The following is a 22,508-nucleotide window of genomic DNA, read 5'->3' on the forward strand; positions in this document are numbered from 1 at the left end:
CTGTCAAAGTCGGGAAATATAGGTCAAAAACCTTGGCCCCCTTTACAGCTTTTTTCTTCATTTGCTCTAGAAAAAGATCAACGGTCTTGACTGTAAGTCTTAGCAGCGGCATAACTTCCGCAAAGCTCCTCAGATAATTCTTTGTTTCTTCTGAGGTTACTCCCCTTCGGGTTAGCACTGCTGTCAACTCTATTAAATTCTGTTGAGTAAGCACAGCAGATTGCTCCTCCACCAACATGGCTAAATTGTCCCTTGCCTCTTCATGAAATGGATTGTCCTTGTTTAAAAAATAAAATAGAACATTGGTATCAATACCGACCTTCATAAATCTCCTCTCGAGTGATGGAATTCTTGCCTAGTGAGAGTCTCGGCAGTTTTCGTATTTTTTCAGCCGCGCTTTTTTTGATTTTCTCTCCCAGGTATCTCTCTAAGGCTTCATCTAGCAGTTGTGTTAACGGCTTGTTTTCTTCTTTGCTGAGTCTGCGAAGGGTTTCCCATATTTCCTCTTTTACCCTTATTGATTTTACTATTGTGCTCATAAGATCCTCCAGAAAATTTACATGTAAGCTTACACAATTTTAAGCTCTTCCCCCAAAAAATCAAGGCCTGAGACCGCTATCTGTGTATGTTATCTGTGTCTGTGGTTTGTGTATGTTAAAAGAGAAAATTCTTTTACAAAGAAAGATATGGAGACCTGCCCCTATCGAGCATTATTCGCCTGCCCCTTTTTTGTCCGTGATTAGTGATTAGTGAGAAGGGGTAGAAGGGAGAAGGATGAAGGCTATCTTGAACGTTGAACTTTGAACCCTTCTATCTTCTACCTTACCCAATCAATAATTGGAGCTAAAGAAATAGGCAGATAATGGAATAAGCAGATTTCTTAAAATGGTGCCTCATCTATCCCGCTGGCTTCAGATGGAAATGCAGGTCCCAAATCTTCCTCTTCTGAAAATGGGTCATTGGCTGTTGTTTCTTTAGATTGTTCAGTCTCCTGGACTACAGATTGTGACTCCAGGAAAACCACCCTCTGTGCCCTAATTTCAGTAGTATACCTATCCTGTCCCTGGTTGTCTGTCCACTTTCTGGTTTGCAGGGAACCTTCTACCAACACAAGTCTTCCTTTACTTAAGTAATTTGCAACACTTTCTGCCTGCTTTGCCCATACAACGATTCTATGCCACTCTGTTTTTTCCTGCCTATTTCCATCCTTGTCCACATAGGTCTCACTCGTAGCCAGGGGAAAATTGGCCACTGGGGTGCCAGATGTTGTGTATCTTAATTCTGGATCCTTTCCAAGTCTGCCAATAAGAATAACTTTATTGTAACTTCCTGCCATTAATCTTTCTCCTTTTTTAAATTTTTTATGAGTTCTTTCTGTATAGTTACACAGAGCTTATCCAGGGTATATTCTTGTTTTCTTGTTAGGTTCAAAAACTCACAACACACAATGTGCTCCTTATGTATTCTTTTGATCTGAGCACGTATGTCTTTTAATACAAAGTTTCTCCTGAATACTATAGACATGTAGATTATGTCATTTATACGGAAACTATCGGTGTATTCCTGTGCAAAAAAGGCAACTCCATAGGTACTAATATCTTTTACATGGAACAATTTTTTCCCTCTATCTTCCAATGTTACTATTATATTTAAATCTTTGTGATAGACCCTATAACATCTCCTTTTACCAATTTCCCCTTTAAAAATTAAGGTTAGATTTTCTAGTTCCATTATTGTACTTCTCTCTCCAATACGATTTCAACCCTTCTGTTCTTTTGTCTATTTTCAGGAGATATATTGGGAACAATGGGTCTTGTATCAGCAAGGCCAGTTGCAGTCATACGATCAGGATCTATACCCAGGGCCAGAAAGTATCTAAGTACATTTAATGCCCTGAGGGCTGAAATTTCCCAGTTATCCTTAAAACGGGAATTTTTTGGCACGGGGGTATCATCTGTATGTCCAATAATATTTATTCTTTCATTGGGATGCATTATTAAGAAATCTCTGATTTTTTTTAGAATTTCCTTTCCCCTGGGTGAAAGTGTTACCTTTCCAGGTGGAAAAAGTACGTCTCCGCCTATGGCTATTATTATTTTTCCTTTATCAAATTTAGCGCCAACTACTCCTTCTATTCCCTTCCTGGTATAATAGTAGTTAAAATCAGAGAATATCTGCCTTTGTTGCTTTATGATCTCATGTTTTAGTTTGGCCTCCTGCAAAAGCACCCCTTCTTCTTCACTGAGATTTACCTTTACGCTTGCTATCTTTGCGTTACCTCCTCCAATAAGAGCCTTTTTTACTGACATCAAATAGGTATTAAATATTTTTTTATCAACAGAGGAAAATGAATACATGAGAATAAAAAAAGTTAATAATAACATAGACATATCAGCAAATGTCTGGAGCCATGTCCCCTGGGATTCTTCATTTGATAATTGGTCAATCTCTGTGTGGAGTTTGTTTTTATCTTTCATATTTGCGTTCCTTTGGTGGTACAAAGGAAGACAATTTTTCGTATACAAACCTTGGGTTGTTATTTTGCAAAATACACTTTGCACCTTCAAATATTATTTGTAGGTGAAGGACCTCTTGTGTTGTCCTGCTCTTCAATTTGCCAGCAACGGGTAAAAAGACCAGGTTTGATAAAACTGAACCGTAGAATGTAGTTAAAATAGCCACTGCCATTGCAGGACCTATGGCATCAGGGTTTTTTAAAGAAGCCAGCATCTGGACAAGTCCAATTAAGGTCCCCACCATTCCAAAGGCCGGTGCATAGTTTGCCATTGTTCTAAAGACCTCTTGTATAAGAAAATGTCTTTGTTTTAAAGAGGTTATTTCAATGTATAAGGTCTCTTCAATTAGTTCTGTATCTGCATTGTCTGCAATAAGTTGACACGTCTTTTTTAAGATGTTGTTATCTGTTTCTATATTTTCTAAGGCAAGCAGCCCTTCCCTTCTGGAAATATCTGCTATTCTAACCATCAAGTTTACTACCTCATTGGCACTCAATTTTTTTGTTACAAATATCTTTAGTGCAGCTTTGATGGAGTTATATATCTCTGGCACAGGGAAAGTTATACAGGTGGCTGAAAAGGTGCCTCCCAAAACTATCATCAGGCCAGGTATGTTGAGAAATACATCGTATTGGCCACCTAAAATAATGGCACCGATGAGCAAGGAAAATCCGATTATGAGTCCAAAAAAGGTTGCAATGTCCATGGGTTTATAGCTATTAGGAAGAACGAATATATTTTTTTATTTGTATAATGAGGAGAGTGGACATGTCAAAGGAAATATTAAAAAAAATAAAACAGGCCAGGGATTCAATAGAAGATATACTCAAAAAAAACGAAAATTATGACGTACACAAGGCACCATTTTCTATAGGGATAGTGCTAGGTACTGGCTTAGGGGACATTGCAGATGAATTGGATGGAAAGATAGAAATTCTATACAAAGATATTCCCAATTTTCCTGTGTCCACTGTGGACACCCACAGGGGAAAGATGATTTTTGGAAATATTTCAAATAAAAATATAGTTGTGTTGCAGGGAAGGGTCCATTTATATGAGGGATACAGTGCACAGGATGTATGTTTTGGAGTGAGACTCCTTGGGCTCCTTGGAGTCAAGACCATTATTTTGACCAATGCTGCAGGTGCCATAAATCCTCATTTTAAGGAAGGGAATATAATGGTTATTTGTGACCATATAAATTTTCAGGGTACAAATCCCCTGGTGGGGCCTAATATTGATGAGTTAGGCGAAAGATTCCCTGATATGTCCTGTGTATATGACAGGGAATTAGTGGAATTGTCCCTGGACGTGGGTACTGAGCTTGGAATGAGGCTGGAGAGGGGTGTATATGTATCAGTCTTAGGTCCAAGTTTAGAGACTCCTGCTGAGACCAGGGCCCTTAAGAGACTAGGTGGTGATGCTGTTGGAATGTCCACTGTAATGGAGGCTATAGCTGCTAGACATATGGGGCTAAAGGTGTTAGGTCTTTCTTGTTTGACCAATAAAAATTTACCAGATTGTATGAAAGAGACTTCCTTTGAATATGTTGTAAAACAGGCAAGTAAGGCTTCAGAAAATTTGAAGAGTCTTTTGATTGAGATGGTTAAAAGAATATAAGAATCCAATAGAGATAGGAGATGTAATATGAAGGACTATAAGGATACCTTAAATCTGCCCAGGACAAAGTTTCCAATGAAGGCTAATTTGCCCAAAAATGAACCTAAGATGTTAGAATTTTGGAATGAAATCAATGCATATGAAAAAATGGTTCAAAGTAGTGATAAAGATAAAACTTTTATTCTCCATGATGGTCCCCCCTATGCCAATGGGAATATCCATCTAGGAACTGCAATGAATAAGATTTTAAAGGATATTATTGTTAAGTACCACAATTTAAAGGGTGAAAAGGCTGAGTTTGTCCCTGGATGGGACTGTCATGGATTGCCAATAGAGCTAAAGGTTGAGCAAGAATTAAAAATTTCCAAAAAAGAAGTACCTGTTATTGAGATAAGGGATAGATGCCGTCAATACGCAAATAAGTATCTAAACATCCAGAGGGAAGAGTTTAAGCGTTTAGGTGTTTTTGGCCGGTGGGAGAACCCATACATAACAATGGACCCTAGGTACGAAGCCCAAACTGCAATGGAACTTTGCAATTTTATGAAAAATGGTGGTGTTGTAAGGAGTAAAAAGCCAATTTACTGGTGCCCATCTTGTGAAACAGCACTTGCTGAGGCAGAAGTTGAATACTATGACATCAAGTCTCCTTCGATTTATGTGAGGTTCCCCTTAAAGGATCCAAAGTTACAGAAAATTATTCCAGAAATAGATGGTCCTGCTTATATTGTAATCTGGACCACAACACCCTGGACCTTGCCATCCAATATGGCAGTAGCAGTCCATCCTGATTATGAATATGCTGTGGCAGAAGTAGGTGGGGAGTTTTACATAATTGCAGATAGGCTCCTTGGTGTGTGTGTGGAGATTTTTAATTGGGAAAATATAAGAAAAGTAAAAAAGGTAAAGGGCTCAGAGCTTGAAGGACTTAGGGCCACTCATCCTTTTTATAATAGGGAATCCATAGTGGTTTTAGCAGAGTATGTGACCCTTGATACTGGTACTGGTTGCGTCCATACGGCACCAGGTCATGGGCGAGAAGACTATGAAACTGGCTTAAAATATAATCTGGAGATCCTCTCCCCAATAGATGATTCAGGGAGATTTTTAGATGAAGTAGAGTTTTTTAAAGGGCTTACAGTCTTTGAGGCCAATCCAAAGGTTATTGAGAAATTAGAAGAGGTTAAAAATTTGCTTCATCATGGTTCAATAGAACATTCTTATCCCCATTGCTGGAGGTGTAGAAAGCCCGTTATTTTCAGGGCAACTTTGCAGTGGTTTATTTCAATGGAGAAAAATGACCTGCGAAAAAAATCTTTGGATATAATTGAGAGAGATGTTAAGTGGATTCCTTCATGGGGAATGCAAAGGATATATAACATGGTAGCTACCAGACCTGATTGGTGCATCTCCAGACAGAGGTCATGGGGTGTTCCAATTATTGCTCTTATCTGTAAAAAATGTGGTGAGGCCTATTTTGATCCAAAATGGGTAGAGGATATTGTTAAGAAATTTGAAACCCATGAAAGGGGGGCTGATTACTGGTTTGAGGCGTCTTTATCGGAAATAGTGCCGCAGGGTCTCAGATGTGAGAGATGTGGAAGTGGGGAGTTCAGGAAAGAGACCGATATCTTGGATGTGTGGTTTGATTCAGGTACAAGCTTTGCCGCTGTGTTAGAGAAAAGAAAAGAGCTTGGTTTTCCAGCAGATCTCTATTTAGAGGGTTCAGATCAACATAGGGGTTGGTTTCACAGTTCTCTTTTAGCTTCTGTGGGTACAAGGGGTGTTGCTCCATATAGGGCAGTTCTTACCCACGGTTATGTGGTGGACGGAGAAGGTCGTAAGATGTCAAAGTCCCTTGGGAATGTAATAAGACCCCAGGAGATAATAGAAAAATATGGGGCAGAGATTTTAAGGATGTGGACATCTTATGAAGACTATAGGGATGATATCCGCATATCAGATAAGATAATAGCACAACTTGTGGATTCATATAGAAAAATAAGGAATACATGCAGATTTATCCTGGGCAATCTTTCGGATTTTGATCCAAAAAAAGACCTGGTGGAATTTGACAGGATGCTTCCCTTTGACAGGTATGGGTTATCCCTTATTTTAGATAGACACAAAAATATTCTAAGGGCATACGATAACTATGAGTTTCATAAGGTATATTATGCTCTCCATAACATGTGTGTTGTGGATTTGAGTTCCTTTTATTTAGATGTGATAAAAGAAAGGCTATATGTATCTCATCCAAAATCCATTGAAAGGCTATCAGCCCAAACTGTTCTATATTATCTTTTAAAGATATTAATTTTAGACATGGCTCCAATACTTAGTTTTACAGCAGAGGAAATATATCAAAAGTTGCCTGATAGCTTTGATGTAGATGCAAAAACAGTTTTTGAGCTAAAATTTGATGACCTGGATTTTAAAATAGATGCAACAGAGAGAGAACTTTGGGATATTGTAAAGAAGATAAAGGGAGAAGTAACAAAGGCAATAGAGCCCAAGCGTAAGCAAGGGGTAGTTGGCCATTCTCTTGATTGTGACATTACCCTACACCTTTCTGATGACCTGTTTAATCTTATTTCTCCAATAAAGAAATATTTAAGAGAGGTTTTTATTGTATCCAGTGTGGAGATAAAAAGGGCATCAGCTAATACAGATGAACTATTTAAGAGTGAAGATGTGGACGGGTTATATATTGGGGTAGAGAAATCAAATGGGATCAAATGTCCACGTTGTTGGGTATACTTCACTCCTGGGTCAGAGGAAGAAGAAAATAAAGGTGTGTGTCCAAGGTGTATTGAGGTTCTAAAAAGACTATGATGTTTTCTGGAAAAAAAGGAATTTCTTATTCATTTGTTGTTGCATTTTTAGTTGTAGTAGTGGACCAGGTGACCAAATTTTTAGTCAAGACAAACATGCCCTTGTATTCACAAAAGGTTATTATTCCGAAGTTGTTAAACCTGGTCCACATAAAAAATAAGGGAATTGCCTTTGGAATTTTTAATGGGGCTGGGGGGATTGATCCTTATATTTTAACTTCAGTAACCGTTATAGCCATTTTTTTTATTGTTTATCTCATCTTTACCGAAGGTAAAAAAAGTCTGATTACTTCTATTTCCCTTGGACTTATTTTAGGGGGTGCAATTGGCAATTTAATAGATAGAATACTTTTTAAACAGGTTACTGATTTTATTGACTTGTATATGGGGAAATATCATTGGCCTGCCTTTAATATTTCAGATTCTGCTATCTCAATAGGTGGACTTTTGATTTTATTTTCTATTTTTAAAGGAAAAAAAGATGCATCCAGTTCTGATTAAAATCGGTCCAATTACAATTTATACATATGGGTTTTTTATTGCCTCTGCCTTTTTGCTCGCTTTGGGTTATGTATCCAGGGAAGCAAGAAAACAGTATTTAGATACAAAAATGGTATCTGATGTGGGATTTTACATTATTATATCTGGAATATTAGGTGCAAGGGTCCTTTATGTTTTAATGAATTTAAAATATTTTTTAAACCACCCTCTGGAAGCATTAATGGTGTGGAAAGGGGGGCTGGTTTTTTCTGGAGGGGCAATTTTAGGTGTGTTCACAGCAGTATTATATCTAAAAAGCAAAAAACAGGATATATGGCAGTGGGCTGATTTGTTTGCACCAGGAATAGCCCTTGGACAATTTGTTGGTAGGTTTGGATGCCTCATGGCTGGGTGTTGTTATGGTCGTTACTGTACCTTGCCCTGGGCAATCACATTTAAAAACCCAGACTCTTTGGCACCAATTAATATCCCCCTTCATCCCACCCAGTTGTATCACTCAATGGCTGGACTTGTGACATTTTTTATTTTATGTTTTGTAAAAAACAGAGTAAGGGGCAGAGGCTTGTTGTTTGGATTTTTTTTGATTCTGTATGGGGTATTTAGATTCTCTATAGAGTTTTTTAGGGGAGATTTTAGACCTATGCTTTCAATATTTTCCTATACCCAATGGGGGGCATTGCTCTTGGCAATAATGGGGGCTTTAATTGTCTCTTTTAGGTGGAAAAAGGAGAACTGATAGATGATAGTTAGCCAAAAGGTCCTTTTAAATATTCTCATATGGTTTGTAATTTTAATTATACCAATCTTGCCCAATTTGTGGTCAATATGGCATATATTTAAAAATGATTTTAAGACATCCCAGGATAAGATGACCTGGGTCTTAATTGCTACCTTTATCCCTGTGATAGGCGGAATCCTTTATATTTTTTGGGGACGAAAAAAGGTGATTTCGTCTTCTATATCGCAGAATTGAGGGGAAATATGAAACGGATTGCGGCTGTTTTATTATTATCTTTCTTTGCCTCTTGTGCCTCTCAAAAGGATGTTGATCTTTTGAAATGGCAGATAGGCCAGCTAAAACAACAACAAGAAGTTCAAAAAAAATATTATAACCTTCAAATCGAGAAATTAAAAAAAGATTTTCAAGAAAAACTTTCTACCAGTAACTTTTCAGTCAGGTCTTCACAAGCAGATATAGTCTCAAGGATAGAATCTTTGAAGATAAAAGTAGCTGAGCTTCAGGGGGATCTTGATCTATGTCAAAAAGAAGTTGGAGAAAACAAGGAGAGCTATTCACACTTGAAAGAAGACATAAGCTCTATGGATAAGGAAATCCAGGATATAAAAGGGGATGTGGCAAAACTCAAGTCCTTTTTTGGATTGTCAAAAAAAATACCCAGGAAAAAAGAAACAAAGGGGACAAAGACAAAGCCAGTTGAGAGGAAAAATAAACAAGTAGAGGGATCAAAACAAAAAAAATATGAGCTTTCACCAAAACTGCTCTATAACCAGGGTCTGAAAAATTACAGAGAGAAAAATTACTATGCTGCTGCCCATTTGTTTTCACTTTTTATAGAAAAATTTCCTAAAAATAGCCTGATTCCCAATGCATATTTTTGGAAAGGAGAATCTTATTTTAAACTGGGACAGTATCCAAAGGCAATTTTGAGTTATCAAGTAGTATTAGATAAATACAAAACATCCAATAAGTACCCCTCTGCTATGTTAAAAGAGGGAATTGCCTTTTTCAGACTTGGAAAGAAAAAGGCTGGAGAGATTTTACTAAGAGATGTGATTAAAAATTTTCCAACTACTCGCCAGGCCAAAGTGGCGAAAAAGTTTCTCAAAAATTCCAAGTAATCTTGGTATGTTCTATGGATGATAGAAGAAAATATTTGAGGGTCAAGACCAGGGTAAGTGTCTTGCTAAAAAAAATTGACCACGAAGATTTATATCCCACCTTTAGAGTAAATACAGACCTATCATTGGAATCCAACTTTAATTATAAGGAACTAGGGCTCCCAGAGGGGTTAAACCTGTTTTTCAAATACATCGACGGAAAACTTGATCTTATCTTAAGCTTACTTGGCATAGACATGTTGGATAAAGAGTTTGACTTTAAGACAACTGGTGTTGAATTAAGTGAAGGAGCTGTTAAGTGCGTACGTGATTTTGAAGGGTTAAATGATGGAGACCTAGTTGAGGTGGTAATTTACCTTTCTCATATACCTTTAGTTTTGGTGTCTGCCATGGGGAGGGTGGCTCGGCTTGATAGGGAAAATGACAGGGAGTATTTTATTATTTTTTTTGAAAAGATTAGGGATAAAGACAGAGAGCTTATAGTGAGATTTGTTTTTCAAGAGCAAAGGGAAAAAATAAGGGCGGGAAAAGAAGACAATTAATGAAAAATAGGAGGGGATTATATGGCAACTAAAAGGAAAAAAAAGATTGTAAAGACATCCAGCGATGTTTTGAAAATACTTTGCGATTCTATAAAAGATACCCTTTCAAAGGCAACTCTTTCTGATGTCAATTATTCCAGAACCTTTATAAAGACCAACAGGACTTGTATTAGACCGGATATAGGATGCTTTGTATTATTTGACGGAGGTTTTACAGGATTGGTTGCCATGAATTTTACCGCAGAAGCAGCTCTAGAGCTCTATAAAAAATACAATACCTGCATGGGTATGCCTGAAGATGAACTCTCAACCCACCATACTTCGTCATATGTTGCAGATACCATTGGAGAGCTCATGAACCAGTGTATGGGACAATTTCAGATCTCATTGAAAAAGAAATTAGGCATAGGGGTAAACCAGAATCAACCTAAAATGGTGGCTTTAAATCAGGCAATGAGAATTTCTTTAGAAACTGAGATAGATCACCCCCAGTTTATGCGTGTTGAATTCAGGACAATGGAAAATAAATTGTTTTACCTTGAGACAACAATAGAAAAAGTGGATTTTATAATGGAAGAGTCACCGGGTGTTGTTAAAAATAAAGACATTAATGTGGATGAACTTATAGAAAATCAAAAAAAAGAAGACAATGGGCCCAGTGAGCAGAAGTCAAAACAAGTCGATGAAGAGTTCATGAAGAAACTTGGACTCTAAAATATAATTAAGGAGGAAATTGTGGAAACTCAGATATGTTATTGCTTTGGGTATACAGATAAAGATATTGAAAAGGATGTAATTGAAAACAAAGGACAATCCAAAATATTGGAAAAGATTCAAATGGAGAAATCAAAGGGAAATTGTAATTGTAAAGAGTTAAATCCAAAGGGCAGGTGATGTATAAAAGATATTCGCCAGGTGGTGAATGAGACTTTAAAAAAATACCAATTTAAACCTAAAAGTGTAATTCCTTCTATTAATAATTAGAGAGGAGATTTAAGTCATGGACATGTTTCATATATTCCTTGGGTTGTCTGTTCTAGCAGGTTTTTTAATGGCCTTTAATTTGGGTGCAAATGACGTGGCTAACGCAATGGCATCTGCAGTAGGGGCCAGGGCAATTTCCGTGAAACAGGCAATTTTTATTGCAGGGATCTTAAATTTTGTTGGTGCAGTATTTTTTGGCTCCCATGTTACAGCCACAATAAGTAAGGGAATAATAAATCCAGGGTTTATAAGTGATCCAAAAATATTTATGCTGGGGATGTTTGCATCTCTAATATCAGCAGCCCTATGGGTATTTATTGCTACTTTAACTGCCCTTCCTGTTTCGTCCACACATTCTATAATAGGGAGTATCCTTGGGTTTGGGATTGTTGCAGGTGGACCAAATGTAGTAAATTGGAAGGTTTTGGGAGGAGTGGTACTCTCCTGGATCATTTCCCCTTTTTTTGCTGCTACAATATCATTCATTGTTTTTACCCTTATTAGAAGAAATATTTTAATGAGAAAGCAGTTTATAAAACACACTATCTTTTGGGTGCCAATATGGATTGTACTCACCTGCGCCCTTGTTATTCTCTCATTTTTTTATAAAACCCCCTTTGGAAAAAAATTGGGACTTCCATTTAGTGTTAGTATTTCTCTCGTCTTATTGCTTGGACTGGTTATATATCTACTTAGTAGAAGATGGGTTTCTAATTTTGTTAAAAATGTGGAACAAGGGGCACACTCTGTAGAAGAAGTCTTCAGGAAGATACAGATAGGAACTTCCTGTTATGTTGCAATGTCTCAAGGGGCCAATGATGTTGCAAATGCAATCGGGCCAGTTGTTGCTGTATATTCTATAGCTAAATACCACGCAATATTGGCAAAGGTAGAAATTCCTACCTTTTTCCTGGCATTAGGAGGACTTGGGATTGCAACAGGTATCATGTTATTTGGGAAAAAGGTAATTTCAACAGTGGGGGAAAAAATAACCACCCTCACTAATACACGGGGGTTTGCTGTTGACTTTGGAACTGCCACAACAGTATTACTGGCATCAAATATGGGACTTCCAGTCTCCACCACTCATTCAGCTGTGGGGGGTGTTGTTGGCGTGGGGGTGGCCCGGGGATTTAGTGCTGTTGATTTTGGAGTTTTGATAAAAATAATAATATACTGGGTGCTTACAGTACCAATTGCAGCCTTTACCAGTATATTCATATTTCAATTTTTAAGGTGGACTTTACTTGGATAAGGATCACATAAATTTTTAGTTGAAAAATATTTAAAAATTAATAACATAAAAGTTTCCCATGTGTATGTGAAAAAATAAATAAGGAGATATAGCGCGATGTTAAAAAAACTTCCATTTTTTGGTTTGGTTACTCCAAGATCTCCAATGAATGGTCTTGTGGAGCATTATGAAAAAATAATTGAGGGAGTCTCCATTATAAGGGAGGCTTTGGAATGCTATATTTCAGGGTCAGGAGTATGCCGTGAATTTAAGGAGCTTACAGCTGAAGTGGATGCAATAGAAGAACATGCAGATAAGATTAAGAGGAATATAAGGAACCATTTGCCCAGGCGCCTTTTTATGCCTGTAGATAAGACCCTTTTTTTGAATTACACCAGGGGGCAGGACAATATATTGGACTATGCGCAGGAAGCATTGCACTGGCTGGGTATGCGTAAAATGACCATTCCAGATAAAAAACAAAAGCCCCTGGTAGATCTTGTGGAGGAGGTTACCTATGTTGTTGAATTGGTTGGTCCTGCCCTGAAGAAAACCATAGGATTGGTTCACGGGGAACATATAGATAGACTTGGCTGCAAAGAGCTCTATCGAAAAATCAGACGTGAAAGGCAGAAGATTATGAAAATGCAACGTGCCCTGGTCGCAGAGGTCTACAATTCAGATATGGATTTCAAGGACATTTATCAGTTGATCCATTTTGTGGGATGTCTAAATGATACTGTAAAAAACTGTGAGACCTGTGCAGATACCCTTAGGGCAATGATTGCAAGATAAAATGCAAGAAAAGATTACAGAGAAACAAGCAATTGATCTTTTAAGAAGATATGCTTCAGATGAACATGCGTATAAAAAGGTCATGGAGCATTCAGTGCGAGTAAAAAATATAGTCCTAAAACTCGTTGATGGAATTACAAAGGGAGTTGATTTAGATTTTTTAAAAACCGCTGCTCTCCTCCATGATATTGGCAGATTCAAGTACCCTCCTGGATCTAAAGATTCAATAAAACATGGTATATATGGTGGAGAAATTTTAAAAAAACATGGTCTTTACAAACATGCCAGGGTCTGTGAAACACACATTGGTGTTGGCATAACCAAGGACGATATCCTCGCCCAAAATCTACCCCTTCCTTTAAGAGATTTTGTCCCTGAGAGTGTTGAAGAAATTTTAATTGCCTATAGCGACAATTTGGACTCTCCTGGTATCTCAAGCGAAAGGGATGTTGAAGAGCGATTTGCCAGAGAGGTTGGTGAAGGGTATAGAAATAGGGTGCAGCTCTTCCACAAAAAGGTCCATGAGATACTGGAGAAATTAAAGACATATTAGCCTAAGTTTATCTTTTTTATAAACATGGGCTAATATGGAAAATTTAAAAAATAAATTAAAATTATAACAATATGTTACCCCAAGTTTTCACACACTTGGGTTATAAGATGAAAATAGGGAAACAAATTTAAAGAAGTTGACTACCAGACAGGTGTCAGGACGTCTTTGTTATTTTTCTGATCCTCAATAAAGTTTTCAAAAAACAGTTTGTAGAATTTTCCAGGCTTACCATCTCCAACATCCTTACCCTCAAAATTTGTAATAGGCAAAACATCCATTGTGGTTCCAAAGACTAAAATTTCTTTTGCCCCTTCTAAGTCTTTTGGATAAAGATCGCAGGTTTTAGCACCCTTTAGAATTCCTTCTGCTACCATCTCCTTGGCAAAATCAATGGCCCTTAGGATAGTTGTGCCCCTTAAGATATTATTAAAGGAAGGGGTTAAAAATTTTTCATCCTCTGTGATTATGGCAAAATTTTCAGTTGCCCCTTCCCCTATTTGCCCTTGCTCAGTTAAATTAATTACATAATCCACACCATAGTGGTAACACTCCATTTTCATTAGTACATTTTGTAGGTAATTGCACGATTTTATGGTGGCAAAAAAGGAATCCTTTGAAACCACTTTACTTATTTTAAGGGAACATCCAGTTTCCCTTTTTCTTGCTTCTGTTGGCTCCATTTTGGTTACCACCACATAGAGTTGCGGGTTTATGGATTTTTCAGGTTTTGGAGAAAAGTCCCCTGGTCCCCTTGATATGTACAACCTTATGATACAATTTTTTTCACCACTGGCCCTAATGGTCTTAATTGCTATGTTTTTTATTTCTTCAAAAGAAAAAGGAGGCCTTAGGTTGATTTTTTTGAGAGAATTTTTGAGTCTATCAATATGGGCATCCAGTTGGTATATATTACCATCCACACATTTAAATGCTTCAAACACTCCATCTCCCCTGTGCACCATGTGATCGTCTATGGGAATTAACATTAACTTGGGATCTAGAATTATACCTCCAAACCAGGAAGAATACATTGCCAGGTAAGCTTCTTGATGGGGAAATAGACTATCTTTTAATTTTCTAATGGTATCATTAAAACTCAAGATAGGGACTTCCATTAATTTGTCCTCCTTCTTAGTCAGAATACCTCTTTTTTGCCATATTAATTACTTCGATATTTTCAAAAAAAATATCCACCAACTGTGGGTCGAATTGTTTTGCCCTTTGGTTTGCAATCTCTTCTATGACCTTTTCTTCTGGCCACTCATCTTTATAACACCTTTTTGAGGAGAGTGCGTCATATACATCTGCCAGAGATACTATTCTTCCCCATATGGAAATTTCGTCCCCTTTTTTTGGTCCTAATTTTACTATTTTTCCATTCTTTTCCTGGATTTTCCCTGGATAACCTCTTCCATCCCAACGTTCATGGTGTTCCAAGGCAATTAATCTGGCTATTTTTTCAATTTCAGAAGTGGGATTTTCAAATAATCTAGCACCAATATATGTATGAGATTTTATTTGCTCGTATTCGTCATCTGTAAGTCTGGATTCTTTTTTTAATATGGTATCTGATATTGCCACCTTGCCAACATCGTGCAGCATGGCTGCAATTCGAAGCATGTCTTTATTTCTATCAATCTTTCTCTCAGGGATATTGTTTTTGTATGCCCAGGCTTCATATATTATTGCAGAGTATTCTCCAACACGGTTTACGTGGGTACCTGTCTCTTTGGGATCTCTTAATTCAGCCATTTTAATCATTCTAAGGACTATGGTTCTGAATAAATTTGCCCTCTCAAGGGCAATGGATGCACACTCACCCAAAAAGTTGGTTATTGGCACAAATTCAGGATTAAAGGGAATAGGGTTTCCAGTTGAAGGATCTTTAGCATTGATTAGCTGTAACACCCCTAAAACTTCTTTTTTTGGGCTGAGGAGTGGGACTGTTAGCATTGACTTGGTCCTGTAGTTGGATCTTTTGTCCACATCCTTATTAAATTTATAGGGCAGGTCAGTTGGTATTGCATAAACATCATCTATATTCAGGGATTTTTTTGTCTTTGCCACATATCCAGCAATGGAGGTTTTATCTATGGGAAATGAAAAAGTTTCATAGATTAGCTTTTTGTGTGCAGAGAGATTTTTTTCAATTGTGTCGTTTTGTGCATATTTTAAATGGAGGAGGTTGGATTCTTTTTTATATATGGAACCTGCATCTGCATTGGTTAGACGTCTTGCCTCGGACAGGATTTTTTCCAGAAGAAAGTCCACGTCCTGTATCTGGGCCAGTAAATTTATAGTGGACAACATCTCCTGGCAGTATTTATTTAATAAATGATCCATTCATAACCCTCCGGGATATCTTGACAGTTTTTTTAGCCCATTCTTTTTGTTTTTCAAACTCTCCAAATATAAGTCCCCTTGGGATAGCGTACTTTATGAATTGATAATAGGGATTGATGTCTCCAGTCATACACTTACCAAAAGGCGTACCAGGAAGAGGCATAAATGTGTGAGCGTGTATTTTAGCGCCAATTTTTGTGAGTTCATTCATTACTTTAATGCTATCCTCTATATCCTTTTGTTTCTCTCCTGGCAATCCAAAAATAAAATCTATTTTAGGGATTAAGTTGTTTTTTATACACAATTTTGTTGCTTTAAACACGTCCAATACAGTATGTCCCCTATGGCATAAATCAAGGATTCGTTCACTTCCAGACTGACATCCAATAACCAGATTATTGTTATTTGCATATTTTTTTACAAGATAAATTGTATCTTCATTAACATGCTCTGGCCTCACCTCTGATGGAAAACTTCCAAAAAAAATTCTACCATTTTCTTTAATTATGGATCTCACACCTTTTAGGAGTTCTTCTAATATGTTAAAATTAATATCCCTGCCACTTAAGGAACCATATGAAAATGCATTTGGTGTTATAAATCTAATGTCTCTCATCCCCCTCTTATACAGTGTTTCGACTATGGTTAACACTGAGTCTATAGACCTATGCCTTGGTGTTTTGCCAAACATATAGGATGTCTCACAGAAAAAGCATCCAAATGGACATCCTCTTGTTATCTCTATTGGTCCATATTTTTTAAAAGTTACACTAAACGGAAAGAATTCATCAAGGTCTATAGCCGGCCTTTTACCAGTAAATTTTATCCCTTCATTGGACCTATAGTAAATGGATTTTATCTTATTTAGAGGCTTTTTATTTTCCAGCCACTCTATAATGTCTGTGATTACTTCTTCTCCCTCTCCCCTTGCAACTATATCAAACCCCAGGTTGATACAGGATAGTGGATCCCCACTGGCATGGGGGCCACCTGCAATAAAAAATATTTGTGGCCAGGAATACTTGATTTGTTTGATTAATTTGTCTATTTCCCCAAACTGAGACGTAAAAAAAGAAATTGCAATGGCTATTTTTTCGTATTTCTCCACTACCTTGCAAAGAATAGGTGGGAGATCTTTAGGATTTGATAGTAAGATATCTGTTTGGTGCAAGAATCCCTTTGTTTCTATTGCACCAAGTAGTGCATTGATAGAATATTTGTTGTTCTTTTCAAATACAAAGATTAGTGCTGGTCTTTTCATTTTTAGAATTCTTTGTGTGTGTATTAGATGAGATGAATAATATAAATATAAGGTTTAATATACAAGTTTTTTAAGGGGTATTTTTTATGTTTACCATTGGGGAATTTTTACAGAGCGAGGTAAAACCTGCCCTGGGGTGTACAGAGCCAGTATGTATAGCCTTAACATGTGCCTACGCTGCTTCTTTAATCCCAGAAAGAATTGTTGATGAGATTGAACTTACCCTATCTCCTGGTCTTTACAAAAATGGACATGGGGTCTTTTTACCAGGAGCCCCTGGGGAAAGGGGGGTTTTAATGGCAGCAGCCATTGGAGCTGTGGCTGGTGATCCAAAAAGGGATATGGAGGTTCTCTCATCTATATCTAAAAAAGATATTTTAGGGGCAAAGAAATTGATATTGGATAACAAGGTAAAGATCTCCATAGATTACAGTCGAATGGGTATATACTGCAAGGCAAAGATTACAGGTGGTGATAATGTATCAGAAGGGGTTATTGCTGGGCTTCACAATAAGTTGATCTCTCTTAAATTAAATGGACAGGAGATGGTAGATGGAAAAGACGAAATTGAGGGAAATAAAAACCATCCAAAATCCAGTATGACTTTGGATGGTTCAAATATTGTTGAACAGATAAAAAGACTCCCTTGTGATGATCTATTTTTGCTTTTAGATGATTTAACTTACGAGGATCTGGAATTTTTAAAAAAAGGTGTTGAGATGAATGTAACACTTGCCATGGAAGGATTAAGAGGGAAATGGGGCTATGGTGTTGCAAGCACATTGGGTGATGGGAATAGTTCCAAAAAGAATATGCAAATAGGTACTGAGATCAAAAAATTTGTTGTTGCAGCCGTGGATGCAAGGATGGGAGGGTGTGATTATCCAGCTATGAGTTCAGCTGGGAGTGGTAATAATGGGATAGTGGCAACTATACCCATCTGGGTCGTTAAGTCTAATATGCAGATTCCAGAAGAAGATTACCTGAAGGCCGTGTGCCTGTCCCATCTATTCACTTCAAAACTAAAATCCCACATGGGAAGAATTACCCCTGTTTGTAGTTGTGGGCTCTCGGCTGGTGGAGGTGTTGCGGGATCTATTGCTTATATTATGACCAAAGATAGGGAAATTTCTAAAAAGGCTGTTAACAATCATTTGGCATCCTTCTTTGGTGTATTATGCGATGGAGCTAAGCCTGGTTGTTCAATTAAGGTACTTATTGCAATATCAAGTGTGCTTGACTCAATTGACCTGGCAAGAAGGGGTGTATCCATATCCAACCAAGATGGCATTTGTGGGGAAAATTTAGATGAGACCTTAAAAAATATAGAAATGCTCTCTAAGAATGCATATGTTGATATGGATAGACAGATATTAAATATAATTTCCAGATAAATAAGACTTCTTAGCCCGAGTTTATCAAACTGATAAACTTGGGCTAAATAAGGAAGCCTGTAACTTAGTTACTTATTATCTTCAATCTCCATGCTGGCGATGATCTCATTTAATTGCTGAACCAGCATGTTTAATTGTTCTGTGGAACTGGCAGTTCTATTCATAATTTCAGTGGTATCCCTGGAGATATTATTTACTTCCTCTGTGGACCTGGTAATCTGCTCAGAGGCTGCAGACTGCTCTTCTGCTGCAGTGGCTATCGAGCGTATCTGATCCATGGATTCTGTTGATAGGTCCACCATTTCCTGGAGGAGTTTTTTGGCATCATAGCTTAGTTGCATATTCTCTTCAATGGCCTTTGCAACATCCCTTGTACTCATCATGTTGGTCTTGGCACTATTTTGAATTGTGTGGATATACTGTTCAACATCTTTTGTGGCTACCATGGTCTTTTCAGCAAGCTTTCTCACCTCGTCTGCCACTACAGCAAATCCTCTTCCAGCATCTCCAGCCCTTGCAGCCTCAATGGCTGCATTTAGTGCAAGGAGATTGGTTTGATCTGCAATATCTGAGATGGTATTTATTATCTCGCCAATGCCCTCTGCTTGCTTTTCCATCTCTTCCATATCTGATTGTAAGGCTCTGGCCTTTTCCTGAATTTGTGAGAGAAGAGATATGGCCTTATCAAGGGCACTTGATCCTTCCTGGGCCTTTTTTGCTGAATGTTCAGCGGCTTCAGCTGCCTGAGCTGCATTTTTGGAGACCTCAAGTACAGTTGAGTTCATCTCTTCCATTGCTGCGGCAACTTCGTCTGTCCTTGCACGGAGCTGTTCCATGGAAGCGTTTACTTCATTTACCTGGCTGAATAGGTCACTACTTGTATTTGATAGTTGTTCGGATAATCCTTTTGTCTCTATAACCGCCTTTTTAAGGATTTCTGCCTGATGGGCTGTTTTTTCTTGCTCTTGTTTTAACTCACTTAAATCTGAAAAAACTGCAAATGAACCCATTAAATTCCCCTGGGGATCATAAAATGGGGCTGCATTTACTTCAGTGAAAACCTTTTTTCCCTTTCTTCCAGTAACTTCAGTCCTTACTCCAATAATTTTTTTCTTTTCTTTATATGCCCTTCCTGTTATAGTGGGATGGTTGGGGTCTCCATAGAAGAATTCCGCTGTACTCATTCCTATAAAGTCCTCAGGTTTTCCGTCCTGTTCAACAAAGTCTATAATTTCTTGGTTAACATAGAGTATTCTGTTGTCCTTGTCGCAAATGATTGTACAAATGGGCATTTCATCAATTGTTCCTTGTTTCCATATGTATCTGTCGTATATGTTTTTCAAAAAGAGATTTACCTCTTCCCCAACTCGTCTTAATGTGGGATCCTTTATACCATTTACATTTAATTCAAAAGAATTTGTTGTAAGCAGTTCCCTTACTGCGTCAGTTAATTCTTCTACTGAGCTAGAAGACCTGGAAGCAAGTACATAACAGATCACAATTGCAATTAAAAATATCCCCCCTTCTACAATTAAGTTGCCCAGAAAAATCCTGGAACCTATAAAGATCAAGAAACAGAGCCCCAGGACAATCAGAATTTGATTGTTCAATTTTTTCATGCGTCCCCCCTTGTAAATTAATTTTTTTCTGTAATTTTGTATCTGAAGCTTAAACATGGTGAAGGTTGTTTTGTCAACCCTCACAATAGCTACTTGAAATATATAAAGACAATCGTCAATTTTTTTAATTAGTTATTTCCTTAATTTTTGTGAAACAAAAAACGCCTGCCCCAGAGATATGTTTTCGTCATTGGGGGAAAGTTCTCTGTTAAATCTGGGAATCAGCCCATTTTTTTTGAGTAGTTGCTCAAGATAGATAGATATGGTCTTATTTTGAAATACCCCTCCACTTAATGCAATAATTTTAATTCCAGTCTCCTTTGATATTTTTTTTGAAATTTTCGCCAATGCATTACAAAGCCATAAATGAAATTTTTTACTTATGATGGATTTGTGAATACCCTTATCTATGTCCTTTGATATTTTATTTATTAGAGAAACAGTATCTAAAATGTATTTATTTGATTTTTTTATTACTTCGGTTGGATACCATAGGTCAATGTGGTTAGCCTGAATATTTTCAAGTGCAATAGCCCCTTCTCCTTCATATGTTATTTTTGTCTTTATCCCCAAAATTGCTGAAATTCCATCAAATAATCTCCCACAACTGGTTGTATCTATACAATTTATGTTTTTTTCTAGCATGGTTAATACGGTTTCCTTTTTTTTCACAGGGATTTTGGGAAGATATTTATCAATATCCATGATTCCTGCAGAGTAAAGAAGAGACACAGCTATTTTCCAGATGTCTTTTATGGCAGATTCCATACCTGGAAGCTTTATGGGATATAAATGACCAATCCTGTTATATGTAAGGTCCTTATACACAATTAAAATTTCTCCGCCCCAAATGGTATTATCATCTCCAAGTCCAGTTCCATCCAATGATATTCCAATTACATCTTCGCTAATTTTATTTTCTGCCATAACCGAGAGGATATGAGCATGGTGGTGCTGGATTTGAAACAGTGTCTTACCTGTCTGCTCCTTGGCATATCTTGTTGACATATAATCTGGATGAAGGTCACATCCAATTGCCTCTGGCTCTATTCTTAGTATTTCCTTAAAGTGTGTAATTGTATCAATAAAAAAATTGTAGGTCTCTAAATTTTTTAGGTCGCCAATGTATTGAGACACAAAGGCCTTATCTTCTTTTATAATACATATTGTGTTTTTTAATTCTGCACCAACCCCAAGGCATTGGGGATACTTTTGTCTTAGAAAAATTGGGGAAGGCACATATCCTCTGCCACGTCTGTAAAAAAGCAACCTTTTTTTATTTAGAATAGTTACCACTGAGTCGTCGCATCTGATTAAGATATCCCTGTTATGGATTAAAAAATAATCCACATAATCTTTTAAACTGGAGATAGCCTCTCTATTGCCAATGGCAATTGGGTGGGATGAGAGGTTCCCTGAGGTCATTATAAGTATTGGCAATCTGTTTTTTGGGAGAGATTTTTTCAGGAAATAAAACAACACTTGATGCATGGGAGTGTATGGGAGCATTATACCAATATCCCTGGTATCTGGTGCAATTTCCCTTGGCAGTATACCTGATTTTTCTCTAATTACTACTATTGGTTTTATGTTTCCAGTAAGCATGGCAATGTGCTCATCTTCCACATGTACAATTTTCTTTACGTCTTCTAATGATGATGCCATCAAGGCAAATGGTTTATTTGGCCTGTTTTTTAGTTTTCTAAGTTTTAAGATAGTATCTCTATCATCTGCCATGCAGCATATGTGAAATCCGCCAAGTCCTTTTAATGCTACAATATTTCCTTCTATTATCTCCTTTGCTGCGTATTCAATTGAGTTTACTCCCTGGGCAATAGCCTCCCCTTTTTTGTTTAAAAGGTATACTCTAGGCCCACATTTTGAACAGCAATTTGGCTGGGCGTGAAAACGTCTGTTCAAGGGATCATTGTATTCTGTCATACAACTATCACACATTTCAAAACAGGCCATTGAGGTATTTTTCCTGTCATAGGGGATTTTTTTTGTAATAGTAAACCTGGGACCACAATTGGTGCAATTAATAAAAGGATATAGATGCCGCCTGTCATCTGGATCAAACAGCTCTTTTGTGCATAAATCACAAATAGCAATATCTGGACTTATTAATACGTCATGGGATGATGAGTCTTTACTTTTTTTTATTTCAAAGGATGTGATATGGGGAGAATACGGTACTATCTGTTTTTTTATTTCTGTTATCTGGGATATTTCAGGTGGGTTTTCATAGAGCTCCTTTTCAAAACTTTGAATATCTTTATGACTTCCTTGAATTAATATTTGAACACCTTGAGAGTCATTTAATACATATCCACATAAATTATTTTTTTTTGCAATTTTATAGACAAATGGCCTGAAACCTACACCCTGGACTTTGCCCTTTACTCTTATTAATTTTGCCATTATATCTTTGTTCATAGTATTATTTTTTGTG

Annotated in this window: 24 protein-coding genes; 13 read left to right on the plus strand and 11 right to left on the minus strand. The window is 37.3% G+C overall.

Features of this window, described 5'->3' with window-relative positions; genetic code table 11:
• From ACYQ0O_RS03920 to ACYQ0O_RS03945, 6 genes are all read right to left on the minus strand, one after another.
• On the minus strand, positions 1-325 hold a 325-nt coding region (locus tag ACYQ0O_RS03920), incomplete at its 3' end, for a PIN domain-containing protein (protein ID WP_459890839.1).
• Complete coding sequence (locus tag ACYQ0O_RS03925) at positions 309-539, minus strand: hypothetical protein (RefSeq protein WP_459890840.1); 231 nt, start codon at positions 537-539, stop codon at positions 309-311. The genes ACYQ0O_RS03925 and ACYQ0O_RS03920, both read right to left, overlap by 17 nt.
• A gap of 341 nt (positions 540-880) precedes the next feature.
• The gene (locus tag ACYQ0O_RS03930; RefSeq protein ID WP_459890842.1) at positions 881-1,336 is read right to left on the minus strand and encodes a single-stranded DNA-binding protein; all 456 of its coding nucleotides are present in this window, start codon (positions 1,334-1,336) and stop codon (positions 881-883) included.
• Complete coding sequence (locus tag ACYQ0O_RS03935; RefSeq protein ID WP_459890844.1) at positions 1,336-1,731, minus strand: PilZ domain-containing protein; 396 nt, start codon at positions 1,729-1,731, stop codon at positions 1,336-1,338. The genes ACYQ0O_RS03930 and ACYQ0O_RS03935 overlap by 1 nt, the downstream gene beginning before the upstream one ends.
• The gene (locus tag ACYQ0O_RS03940; RefSeq protein WP_459890846.1) at positions 1,731-2,477 is read right to left on the minus strand and encodes an OmpA/MotB family protein; all 747 of its coding nucleotides are present in this window, start codon (positions 2,475-2,477) and stop codon (positions 1,731-1,733) included. Before ACYQ0O_RS03940 ends, ACYQ0O_RS03935 begins: the two co-directional genes overlap by 1 nt.
• Positions 2,467-3,222 carry a motility protein A gene (locus tag ACYQ0O_RS03945; protein ID WP_459890848.1) on the minus strand — a complete coding sequence of 252 codons (756 nt, stop codon included), beginning with the start codon at positions 3,220-3,222 and terminating at the stop codon, positions 2,467-2,469. Before ACYQ0O_RS03945 ends, ACYQ0O_RS03940 begins: the two co-directional genes overlap by 11 nt.
• A 62-nt stretch (positions 3,223-3,284) precedes the next feature.
• Between ACYQ0O_RS03945 and ACYQ0O_RS03950 the strand changes: the two genes are divergently transcribed.
• From ACYQ0O_RS03950 to ACYQ0O_RS04005, 12 genes are all read left to right on the plus strand, one after another.
• A complete protein-coding gene (locus ACYQ0O_RS03950; protein WP_459890850.1) occupies positions 3,285-4,136 on the plus strand; it encodes a purine-nucleoside phosphorylase in 852 nt (283 codons plus the stop codon).
• Positions 4,137-4,163: 27 nt separating this feature from the next.
• A complete protein-coding gene (ileS, locus tag ACYQ0O_RS03955; protein WP_459890852.1) occupies positions 4,164-6,971 on the plus strand; it encodes an isoleucine--tRNA ligase in 2,808 nt (935 codons plus the stop codon).
• A complete protein-coding gene (gene lspA, locus ACYQ0O_RS03960) occupies positions 6,968-7,471 on the plus strand; it encodes a signal peptidase II (protein WP_459890854.1) in 504 nt (167 codons plus the stop codon). The genes ileS and lspA overlap by 4 nt, the downstream gene beginning before the upstream one ends.
• Entirely contained in the window at positions 7,452-8,207 is a 756-nt protein-coding gene (gene lgt, locus ACYQ0O_RS03965) for a prolipoprotein diacylglyceryl transferase (protein WP_459890856.1), read from the plus strand. The genes lspA and lgt overlap by 20 nt, the downstream gene beginning before the upstream one ends.
• A 3-nt stretch (positions 8,208-8,210) precedes the next feature.
• Entirely contained in the window at positions 8,211-8,444 is a 234-nt protein-coding gene (locus ACYQ0O_RS03970) for a PLDc N-terminal domain-containing protein (protein ID WP_459890858.1), read from the plus strand.
• 8 nt (positions 8,445-8,452) lie between these two features.
• On the plus strand, positions 8,453-9,331 hold the full coding sequence (gene ybgF / locus ACYQ0O_RS03975; RefSeq protein WP_459890860.1) for a tol-pal system protein YbgF: 879 nt from the start codon (positions 8,453-8,455) through the stop codon (positions 9,329-9,331).
• 14 nt (positions 9,332-9,345) lie between these two features.
• Positions 9,346-9,873 (plus strand): PilZ domain-containing protein, encoded by a 528-nt coding sequence (locus ACYQ0O_RS03980; RefSeq protein ID WP_459890862.1) that lies wholly within the window; start codon positions 9,346-9,348, stop codon positions 9,871-9,873.
• Positions 9,874-9,894: 21 nt separating this feature from the next.
• The gene (locus ACYQ0O_RS03985) at positions 9,895-10,587 is read left to right on the plus strand and encodes a DUF3334 family protein (RefSeq protein WP_459890864.1); all 693 of its coding nucleotides are present in this window, start codon (positions 9,895-9,897) and stop codon (positions 10,585-10,587) included.
• Positions 10,588-10,608: 21 nt separating this feature from the next.
• Positions 10,609-10,767, plus strand: coding sequence for a bacterioferritin-associated ferredoxin (locus ACYQ0O_RS03990; protein WP_075068811.1), 159 nt, complete (start codon positions 10,609-10,611; stop codon positions 10,765-10,767).
• 106 nt (positions 10,768-10,873) lie between these two features.
• Positions 10,874-12,112 (plus strand): inorganic phosphate transporter, encoded by a 1,239-nt coding sequence (locus ACYQ0O_RS03995; RefSeq protein ID WP_459890866.1) that lies wholly within the window; start codon positions 10,874-10,876, stop codon positions 12,110-12,112.
• Positions 12,113-12,208: 96 nt separating this feature from the next.
• Positions 12,209-12,886 (plus strand): DUF47 domain-containing protein, encoded by a 678-nt coding sequence (locus ACYQ0O_RS04000; protein ID WP_459890868.1) that lies wholly within the window; start codon positions 12,209-12,211, stop codon positions 12,884-12,886.
• Position 12,887: 1 nt separating this feature from the next.
• Positions 12,888-13,439 carry an HDIG domain-containing metalloprotein gene (locus ACYQ0O_RS04005; protein WP_459890870.1) on the plus strand — a complete coding sequence of 184 codons (552 nt, stop codon included), beginning with the start codon at positions 12,888-12,890 and terminating at the stop codon, positions 13,437-13,439.
• A gap of 140 nt (positions 13,440-13,579) precedes the next feature.
• Here the strand turns inward: ACYQ0O_RS04005 and ACYQ0O_RS04010 are convergent, their stop codons facing one another.
• From ACYQ0O_RS04010 to ACYQ0O_RS04020, 3 genes are read right to left on the minus strand one after another with little or no spacing between them, the layout of a single operon-like run.
• Positions 13,580-14,554 (minus strand): aminotransferase class IV, encoded by a 975-nt coding sequence (locus ACYQ0O_RS04010; RefSeq protein ID WP_459890872.1) that lies wholly within the window; start codon positions 14,552-14,554, stop codon positions 13,580-13,582.
• A 16-nt stretch (positions 14,555-14,570) separates the two neighbouring features.
• The gene (locus ACYQ0O_RS04015; protein ID WP_459890874.1) at positions 14,571-15,782 is read right to left on the minus strand and encodes an HD domain-containing phosphohydrolase; all 1,212 of its coding nucleotides are present in this window, start codon (positions 15,780-15,782) and stop codon (positions 14,571-14,573) included.
• Positions 15,763-17,043 (minus strand): TIGR04013 family B12-binding domain/radical SAM domain-containing protein, encoded by a 1,281-nt coding sequence (locus ACYQ0O_RS04020; RefSeq protein ID WP_459890876.1) that lies wholly within the window; start codon positions 17,041-17,043, stop codon positions 15,763-15,765. Before ACYQ0O_RS04020 ends, ACYQ0O_RS04015 begins: the two co-directional genes overlap by 20 nt.
• Positions 17,044-17,129: 86 nt before the next feature.
• Here ACYQ0O_RS04020 and ACYQ0O_RS04025 point away from each other — a divergent pair, with 86 nt between their 5' ends.
• Positions 17,130-18,437: an L-cysteine desulfidase family protein gene (locus ACYQ0O_RS04025; RefSeq protein WP_459890878.1), complete on the plus strand. Its 1,308-nt coding sequence runs from the start codon at positions 17,130-17,132 to the stop codon at positions 18,435-18,437.
• A gap of 68 nt (positions 18,438-18,505) precedes the next feature.
• Here ACYQ0O_RS04025 and ACYQ0O_RS04030 read toward each other — a convergent pair whose 3' ends face one another.
• Both ACYQ0O_RS04030 and hypF read right to left on the minus strand, forming a co-directional pair.
• Positions 18,506-20,056, minus strand: a complete 1,551-nt coding sequence (locus ACYQ0O_RS04030; protein WP_459890880.1) for a methyl-accepting chemotaxis protein — start codon at positions 20,054-20,056, stop codon at positions 18,506-18,508.
• 132 nt (positions 20,057-20,188) lie between these two features.
• On the minus strand, positions 20,189-22,477 hold the full coding sequence (hypF, locus tag ACYQ0O_RS04035; protein ID WP_459890882.1) for a carbamoyltransferase HypF: 2,289 nt from the start codon (positions 22,475-22,477) through the stop codon (positions 20,189-20,191).
• Positions 22,478-22,508: the final 31 nt, after the last annotated feature.

The organism is Desulfothermus okinawensis JCM 13304, from assembly GCF_054654515.1.